Genomic DNA, 7,969 nt, shown 5'->3' on the forward strand with positions numbered 1-7,969 from the left:
GGCGTAAGATCGTCGGCAGCGTCAGTTGTGTATAAGAGACAGGGGTCAGCCTGCGGTGGCGGCGCGGGCCAGTTCCCGGGCGCGGCCGTCGTGCAGTTCGAAGACGCGGTCGGCGAGCGAGACCAGTCGGCTGTCGTGGGTGGCGACCAGCGCGGTGACGTCCGAGCTGTGCACGAGGGCGCGCAGCAGTTCCATCACGGCCATCCCGGTGTCGGCGTCGAGCTGGCCGGTCGGCTCGTCGGCGATGAGCAGCGCCGGCCGGTTGGCCAGCGCGCGGGCTATGGCGACCCGCTGCTGCTGGCCGCCGGAGAGTTCGCCGGGCCGCTGCTCCGCGTGGTCGGTGAGGCCGACGAGGGACAGCAGCAGCGCGACGCGCTCGTCGCGTTCGGCGGGCGGGGTGCGGCGCAGTCGCAGCGGCACGCCGACGTTCTCGGCGGCGGTGAGGATGGGGATCAGGCCGAACGACTGGAAGACGTAGCCGATCCGGTCGCGGCGCAGTTCGAGGCGGTCGGTCTCGGAGAGGTCGCCGAGGTCGGTGCCGTCGACGGTGACCGCTCCGGAGTCCGGGGTGTCGAGGCCGCCGACGAGGTTGAGCAGGGTGGTCTTGCCGGAGCCGGAGCGGCCGGTGACGGCGACGAGTTCGCCGCGCGGCACGGCCAGGGAGACGCCGCGCAGGGCGTGCACCGCACCGGGCCCGCTTCCGTAGGACCGGTGTACGTCCCGGACCTCGACCATCGGCTGTTCCGCGCTCATGCGTCCCGCCCCTTCCCCGTGGTTCCCCGTGTTCTCCGTCCGCGCGGCACCTCGGTGGTGGCCGCGCCGGGCCGCGGCCGGTCCCGGGGGCCGGGACTGCACGCGGGGTCGAGCCTAGACGCCGGGCGGGCGGGAGTCGACGGGCGACGGCCGCCGCGACCCGAAAGTCACGGCGGCCGGGCGGGTCCTCACGCGGCGGGGGTCAGCGGACCTCGCTGATCTCCGGGCCGCGCTGCAGCTTGTCGATGCCGCCGGCGAAGCGCGAGCCGCCGGAGGCGTCCTGCTGGACGGTGTCGGGCACCATCTGGGCGTCCTCCGGGAGCTTGAGGACGATCGGGTCGCGGGGCGCCATCGGCGAGTCGCCCCGGACGATCACGGTGTCCCGGAAGATCTGCTCCAGCAGGCCGGCGGCCTGCGGCTGCACGGCGCCCTGGCCGGAGATGACACCCCGCAGGAACCAGCGCGGGCCGTCGACGCCGACGAAGCGCACGACCTGCACGCCGTTCTTGCCGTCCGGCAGCTGCACCGGCACCTGCGCCCGCAACTCCCAGCCCAGCGGCCCCTCGACCTCGTCGATGACACCGCCCTGCTGGGTGATCCCGGAGGCGATCTCCTCGCGGACCTCGTCCCAGATGCCCTCCCGCTTGGGCGCGGCGAACGCCTGGAGCTGGACGGCGCTGTCCCGCAGGACGACGGTGGCCGCGACGATGGCGTCGCCGGCGACCTCCACCCGCAGCTCCATGCCCTCGACGCCGGGCACGTACAGTCCGCCCAGGTCGACCCGGCCCTTGTCGGGCTCGCTCACCTCGGAGAGGTCCCAGGGGCCGTCGGGGCGCGGGGCGGGCGGCAGCTTGACCCGCGCGGCCTCGTCGACGCCGTTGTCCTCGGCGTCCTCGGTTGCGGCCCCGTTCTCGGTGGTCTCGGTGGCCTCGATGTCGTCCGAGACGCCCTTGGGCTTCTCGTCCCGCTTTCGACGTCCGAACACGTCACTGTCCCTTCAGGTCGGCGTTGTCGTCCACGCCGACCGCAGCGTATGAGTTGTGCGGTGCAGAGCCAACAGCGCCGGCAGGCCCCGAGGGCGCGCCGCCGGCCCGTGTGCCGGGGTGTCCGCCGGTCGAGCCGAAGCCCCCGGCGCCGCGGGCCGAGCCCGGCAGCTCCGAGACCTCGTGGAAGCGCACCTTCTCGACCTGCTGGACGACCAGTTGGGCGATGCGGTCGAACCGCTCGAACCGCACGCTCTCGCGCGGATCGAGGTTGACCACGATCACCTTGATCTCTCCACGGTACCCGGCGTCGACCGTGCCGGGTGAGTTCACCAGCGCGACGCCGCAGCGGGCGGCCAGACCCGAGCGCGGATGCACGAAGGCCGCGTAGCCGTCGGGCAGAGCGATGGAGACGCCGGTGGGCAGGACGGCGCGCTCGCCGGGGGCGAGTTCGGCGGCCTCGGTGGTCACCAGGTCGGCGCCGGCGTCGCCCGGGTGCGCGTAGGAGGGCAGCGGGACCTCGGGGTCGATCCGCTGGATGAGCACCTCGACGTGCGGGCGGGCGGTCACGGGTTCACCTCGAAGGCACGGGCCCGGCGGACCTGGTCCGGGTCGCTCATCGCGGCCTGGATCTCCTCCGGACGGCCGTTGTTGACGAAGTGCTCGATCTTCACCTCGATGAACACCGCGTCTGCGCGTACGGCCACCGGTCCTTCGGGTCCGCCGATGCGACCGGTGGCGGTGCAGTAGATCTTCCGGCCGTGCACGGCGGTGACCTCGGCGTCGAGGTGCAGGACCGTGTCGACGGGCACCGGGCGGAGGAAGTCCGTCTCCAGTCGGCCGGTCACCGAGATGACGTGCATGAGCCAGTTCAGCGAGCCGAGCGTGTCGTCCAGCGCGGTGGCCAGCACGCCGCCGTGCGCGAGACCGGGTGCGCCCTGGTGTTCGGGGCGCACCGTGAACTCGGCGGTGACGTTGACGCCGTCACCGGCCCGGGCGGCCAGCTGGAGACCGTGCGGCTGGCCGGAGCCGCAGCCGAAGCACTGGTCGTAGTGGGACCCGATGGGCTCCCCGGGGGCCGGCGCGTCGGGATGGCGAACCGGTGGTACGGCCTCTGCCGGCGGCACGAGCGAGGTCTTTGGTGCTGTCACGAGTCCTGACCCTACCGCCGCCGGGGGCACCGGTGGGTCCGCGTGCCAAGCTGGACGCATGCAGCACTACGACGAACGCCTCACCGCTCCCGGTACCTGGTGGCTCACGGCCGCGCTGTGCGGGGTCGGCATCGCACTGACCGTGCTCCCGCTGGGGCTGTTGCCGAGTCTTGTCGGGCTGGTCGCGGCCGGGGGCGCCGCGGCGGCCGTGGTGAGCGTCTACGGCTCGGCACGGCTGCGGGTGGTGGGCGGCTCACTGCTGGCGGGGGACGCGCGCGTCCCGGTGTCCGCGCTGGGGAAGGCCGAGGCGCTGGACCGGGAGGAGAGTCACGCCTGGCGGACCTTCAAGGCGGACCCGAGGGCCTTCATGCTGCTCCGGTCGTACGTGCCGACGGCGGTCCGGGTGGCGGTCGTCGACCCGGACGATCCGACGCCCTACCTCTACCTGTCCACGCGGCGGCCGGCACGGCTGGTCGCGGCGCTGGAGGCGGCCCGGTCCGAGCTGGAGCAGGGGTCGGCGTCTGAGCTGGAGCAGGGTTCGGCGACCGGCGGCTGAGACCGGTCGGGCGCGGTCGGTCGGCCACGTCTCCCAGGGACGCCCGCTGTCCTCTTCGGTCGTCGTCGGGTCTCTGGGGATCGTGTACCGGTTCCGAACGCCGCACGGCCGGGTCCACGGACGGTCGCACCGGCCGGGCCGGCCTCACACACGACGGTGAGCGAGGCCGGCCGGCCTCGCTCCGCTGCGTGCGCGCGCCCGGCCGCCGTGCGTAGGCACGCGGCCGCCCTGGCGCTGGTCGTCGGGGGTCCGACCATCGTCGTCGGGAATCCGACCACCGGCTGTCGGCCGGCGATCAGGCCGCGCAGTCGCGGCAGATCGGCTGACCGTTCTTCTCCTCCGCCAGCTGCGAGCGGTGGTGCACGAGGAAGCAGCTCATGCAGGTGAACTCGTCCTGCTGACGAGGCAGCACACGGACGGAAAGCTCCTCGTTGGAGAGATCCGCTCCGGGCAGCTCCAGCCCCTCGGCCTGTTCGAACTCGTCGACGTCGACGCTGGAGGCGGCCTTGTCGTTCCGCCGGGCCTTCAGCTCTTCGATGCTGTCCTCGTTGGCGTCGTCATCGGTCTTGCGTGGCGTGTCGTAATCCGTTGCCATGGTGCTCTCCCCCTCCGGGTTGCTGTGGTGTCTCAGCGCACGTAACGCGTGAGCGGTCGGAGTTGTGCCCGACCCGAGGCGGAGATTTTGCCTCACATCAAGGTCTGTTACTCAATCGACACCCAACCGGACGCCTGAAGAGGTGAGCGGCATGGCTGTCGACAAGACCCGCAAAGGCCTCGAAGGGCCCTGTGCGAGCTGTCATCCCGGGTACTTCCCGCGATCACAACCTGCGGAAACCTTCTCGATCCACCGATCTGTCCTAGTTTGCCCGTCACGCTGAGTGGGCGCGAAGAATTCGCCTGTGTGATCGCTCACAACTCGAACACGCGAGTTTTCTTGTCCAGAAATTTACCCACTTGGCGGCTGCTCACGGTGACGGGCCCGACGCCGCCGGTATCCGCCGGCAGTGTCGGCGAGGTCCGCCGGCGGCGTCGGTCCGGGCCCGGATCACACCGGGAGGACCACGTCGACGCGCAGGCCGCCGTCCGGCCGGGGCGACGCCGCGATCGTGCCGCCGTGCGCCCGGACGACCGAGCGGACGATCGACAGTCCCAGGCCCACGCCCTTGTCCGAGCCGGTCCGCTCGGTCCTCAGCCGGCGGAACGGCTCGAACAGGTTGTCCACCTCGTACGCGGGTACCTGCGGTCCGGTGTTCTCCACGGTCAGCACGGCCTGACCCGGCCTTGCCATCGTGCTCACCTCCACCCAGCCCGCCTCCCGCACGTTGTAGCGCACGGCGTTCTGCACCAGGTTCAGCGCGATGCGCTCCAGCAGCACACCGTTGCTCTGCACGTACACCGGCTGCCGCACTCCGCGCAGCTCCACGCCGCGCTCCTCGGCCTCGGGGCGCACCTGCTCCACGGCGTGCGAAGCGGCCTCGGAGAGGTCCACCGGGCGCCGGTCGACGATCTCGTTCTCGCTGCGGGCGAGCAGCAGCAGGCCCTCCACCAGCTGCTCGCTGCGTTCGTTGGTGGCCAGCAGCGTCTTGGCTAGCTGCTGCAACTCGGGGGAGGCGTCCGGATCGGACAGCTGCACCTCCAGCAGCGTGCGGTTGATCGCCAGAGGCGTGCGCAGTTCGTGGGAGGCGTTGGCGACAAAGCGCTGCTGGGCGGTGAAGGCGCGGTCGAGCCGGTCGAGCATGTCGTCGAAGGTGTCCGACAGCTCCTTCAGCTCGTCGTCCGGGCCGTCCAGCTCGATCCTGCGGTGCAGGTCCGAGCCGGCCACCTGACGGGCGGTACGGGTAATGCGCCCCAGCGGCGACAGCACGCGTCCGGCCATCAGGTAGCCGAGCGCGAAGGCGGCGACAGCCAGCCCCAGCAGCGCCACCAGGGAGCGCTTGAGCAGCGAGTCGAGCGCCTGGGCGCGCTGCTGGCGCAGGCACTCGTGCACGGCGTCGTTGAGCTGGCTGCCGGTGGTGGCCTCGGAGATCGGCACCAGGCAGGTGTCGCTGGTGGCCTGTACCCGTCCCTCGATGATGCGGATCGGCATCGTGGTGCCGTCCTGCATGGCACGGGCGGCGAGCAGGTAGATGATCGCGAGCAGCAGCATGCCTGCGATCAGGAACATCCCGCCGTAGAGGAGGGTGAGCCGGATGCGGATCGTGGGGCGCAGCCGGGGGAAGACCGCCGGGGTGGCCGGGTTCCACGTCGGCCTGGGCGGCACGCCGGGCGCCTGGCCGGCCGTGGGGCCGCCCCAGTTCGGCGGCGGGTTGGTGGGAGCGGGCACCGTAGTCCTCGGTTCCTTGGGTTGTGCTGGTCGTCCGGATCCGCGAGTCGGGCAGATCCGGCGAGTCGTTCAGATCCGGTAGCCGGAGCCGGGGACGGTCATGATCACCGGTGGCTCGCCGAGCTTGCGCCGCAGCGTCATCACCGTCACCCGCACCACGTTGGTGAACGGGTCGGTGTTCTCGTCCCACGCCTTCTCCAGCAGCTGCTCCGCCGAGACGACCGCGCCCTCGCTGCGCATCAGCACCTCCAGGACCGCGAACTCCTTCGGCGCGAGCTGCACCTGGCGGCCGTCGCGGAACACCTCCCGGCGGTTGGGGTCCAGCCGGATGCCGGCGCGTTCGAGCACCGGCGGCAGCGGGGCGCTGGTACGGCGGCCGAGCGCCCGGACGCGGGCGATCAGCTCGGTGAAGGCGAACGGCTTCGGCAGGTAGTCGTCGGCCCCCAGCTCCAGGCCGGCGACCCGGTCGCTGACGTCCCCGGAGGCGGTGAGCATCAGCACCCGAGTGGGAAGTCCGAGCTCCACCACCCGGCGGCAGACGTCGTCGCCGTGCACAAGGGGGAGGTCGCGGTCGAGTACGACCACGTCGTAGTCGTTCAGCTCCACCCGCTCGATCGCGGCGGCGCCGTCGTAGACCACGTCGACGGCCATCGCCTCCCGGCGCAGTCCGGTGGCCACGGCGTCGGCGAGCAGTTGCTCGTCCTCGACGACGAGTACGCGCACGGTGCTGTCCTTCCCTCACGCTGATCGGATTCACCACCCATCGTGCCCCGAACAGCGGTAAACCGGCGGTAAGGCCCCGGTCGGGCCGGCGGGCGGCGGCGTTTCGCCGAGCGCCGGCGGGCGGGTCCGCGATGGTTCCGCGGCGGGCCGGAGGTGGCTCTGCGGCGGATCCGCGGCCGCTCCGCGGATTTTCGCCGGGATCTGAGGTTTCTCTGAGGTTCCCGGAGGGGAGGACAACCGCACACCCTCGATCACGCCCGGTAGGCGGCAAGCCATGCGCGCTGCACGACCACATCGGGACCACGCCGTGATCGGCCCATCCTCGGCACACCCCTGTGCCACCTACCCATGACGAGGGGGCGCACGATGGACGCGTTCACCGCCGGACTCCTCCAGCGGATAAGGAGCACGGAACACGACCTGCACCGCGCTCGTGAAGCCGGTGACGACTTCCTCGTGGAGGTCGAGGAGGCAGAGCTTGACGATCTGCGCCGCCTGGCGCAGGAACACGGCGTCCAGGTGGTCGCGAGCTGACGGCCACCGCCGCCGTCCCGGCCCAGCGCCGGGACGGCCTGCTGGGCCCGTGAGGGGCCCCTGGAGGCTCAGTCGTGCCACGCCCCCAGGTCTTCCAGAAGCGGCTGGAGCTCGTCGAACACGGCCGGAGAGGCGGCAACCGCCAGCTCCGGGCCGACGGGCCGGCCGGGACGCCCTCCGGTGAGCGCGCCCGCCTCCCGGGCGATCAACTCTCCGGCGGCGTGGTCCCAGGCATGGGTGCCGCGCTCGTAGTAGCCGTCGAGCCGTCCGGCGGCCACGTCGCAGAGGTCGAGTGCCGCCGAGCCCGAGCGCCGGATGTCCCGCACCTGCGGGAGCAGCCGGGCGACCACCTCCGCCTGTGCCTGGCGCCGCTCCCGTACGTACCCGAAACCCGTGCCGATCAGCGCCTCCGCGAACGGCGGTGCGGGCCGGCAGTGCAGCCGCTCCCCGCCGAGCCATGCCCCGGCGCCGCGCACCGCGTGGTAGACGTGGCCACGCGCCGGGGCGGCGACCACCCCGACGACGGTCTCGCCGGCCAGCTCGGCGGCGATCGACACCGCCCAGTCCTGCCGGCCGTAGAGGTAGTTCACCGTGCCGTCGATCGGATCGACGACCCACCGCACGCCGCTGCTGCCGGCGCTGTTCGCGCCCTCCTCGCCGAGCAGGCCGTCATCGGGCCGGAACTCCGCCAGGTAGGCGGTGATCAGCTTCTCCGAGGCCAGGTCCATCTCGGTGACCACGTCGATCGGGCTGGTCTTGGTCGCGGCGACGCCGAGGCCCTCGGGTCGTTCCTCCCGCAGCAGCGCTCCGGCGCGGCGCGCGGCCTCCAGGGCGATGTCGAGCAGTTCGGTGTACAGCCCGGTCTCGGGGGTGTCGGTCATCGGTGGCTCCTCGTGCCGGGCCGGCGGGCGGGTGGCGCCCGCGCGGCGAGCGGGCGCCACCCGCC

The 7,969-nt window shown here is 72.3% G+C and carries 10 protein-coding genes; 2 read left to right on the top strand and 8 right to left on the bottom strand.

Annotation, left to right across the window (positions count from 1 at the left end; genetic code table 11):
- Positions 1-45: 45 nt before the first annotated feature.
- From FNX44_RS20270 to FNX44_RS20285, 4 genes are all read right to left on the bottom strand, one after another.
- Positions 46-753 (bottom strand): ABC transporter ATP-binding protein, encoded by a 708-nt coding sequence (locus tag FNX44_RS20270; RefSeq protein ID WP_143649918.1) that lies wholly within the window; start codon positions 751-753, stop codon positions 46-48.
- A gap of 202 nt (positions 754-955) precedes the next feature.
- On the bottom strand, positions 956-1,738 hold the full coding sequence (locus FNX44_RS20275) for a DUF3710 domain-containing protein (RefSeq protein ID WP_143649920.1): 783 nt from the start codon (positions 1,736-1,738) through the stop codon (positions 956-958).
- Position 1,739: 1 nt separating this feature from the next.
- Complete coding sequence (gene dut / locus FNX44_RS20280) at positions 1,740-2,306, bottom strand: dUTP diphosphatase (RefSeq protein WP_143649922.1); 567 nt, start codon at positions 2,304-2,306, stop codon at positions 1,740-1,742.
- On the bottom strand, positions 2,303-2,887 hold the full coding sequence (locus FNX44_RS20285) for a PaaI family thioesterase (protein ID WP_323369525.1): 585 nt from the start codon (positions 2,885-2,887) through the stop codon (positions 2,303-2,305). The genes dut and FNX44_RS20285 overlap by 4 nt, the downstream gene beginning before the upstream one ends.
- A 58-nt stretch (positions 2,888-2,945) precedes the next feature.
- On the opposite strand from FNX44_RS20285, the gene FNX44_RS20290 reads away from it, so the two are divergent.
- Entirely contained in the window at positions 2,946-3,443 is a 498-nt protein-coding gene (locus FNX44_RS20290; RefSeq protein ID WP_143649925.1) for a DUF3093 domain-containing protein, read from the top strand.
- Between the two features lie 295 nt (positions 3,444-3,738).
- On the opposite strand, the gene FNX44_RS20295 is transcribed toward FNX44_RS20290, so the two are convergent.
- The 3 genes from FNX44_RS20295 to FNX44_RS20305 form a co-directional block, all read right to left on the bottom strand.
- Entirely contained in the window at positions 3,739-4,038 is a 300-nt protein-coding gene (locus FNX44_RS20295; RefSeq protein ID WP_143649927.1) for a DUF4193 domain-containing protein, read from the bottom strand.
- Positions 4,039-4,488: 450 nt separating this feature from the next.
- Positions 4,489-5,766: a sensor histidine kinase gene (locus tag FNX44_RS20300; protein ID WP_143649929.1), complete on the bottom strand. Its 1,278-nt coding sequence runs from the start codon at positions 5,764-5,766 to the stop codon at positions 4,489-4,491.
- A 69-nt stretch (positions 5,767-5,835) separates the two neighbouring features.
- Complete coding sequence (locus FNX44_RS20305; protein ID WP_143649931.1) at positions 5,836-6,489, bottom strand: response regulator transcription factor; 654 nt, start codon at positions 6,487-6,489, stop codon at positions 5,836-5,838.
- 366 nt (positions 6,490-6,855) lie between these two features.
- Between FNX44_RS20305 and FNX44_RS28150 the strand changes: the two genes are divergently transcribed.
- Positions 6,856-7,023 (top strand): hypothetical protein, encoded by a 168-nt coding sequence (locus FNX44_RS28150; protein ID WP_173019235.1) that lies wholly within the window; start codon positions 6,856-6,858, stop codon positions 7,021-7,023.
- A 68-nt stretch (positions 7,024-7,091) separates the two neighbouring features.
- On the opposite strand, the gene FNX44_RS20310 is transcribed toward FNX44_RS28150, so the two are convergent.
- The gene (locus FNX44_RS20310; RefSeq protein WP_143649933.1) at positions 7,092-7,904 is read right to left on the bottom strand and encodes an inositol monophosphatase family protein; all 813 of its coding nucleotides are present in this window, start codon (positions 7,902-7,904) and stop codon (positions 7,092-7,094) included.
- Positions 7,905-7,969 lie beyond the last annotated feature (65 nt).

This window comes from Streptomyces alkaliterrae (genome assembly GCF_007097205.2).
GTDB classification, from domain to species: domain Bacteria; phylum Actinomycetota; class Actinomycetes; order Streptomycetales; family Streptomycetaceae; genus Streptomyces; species Streptomyces alkaliterrae.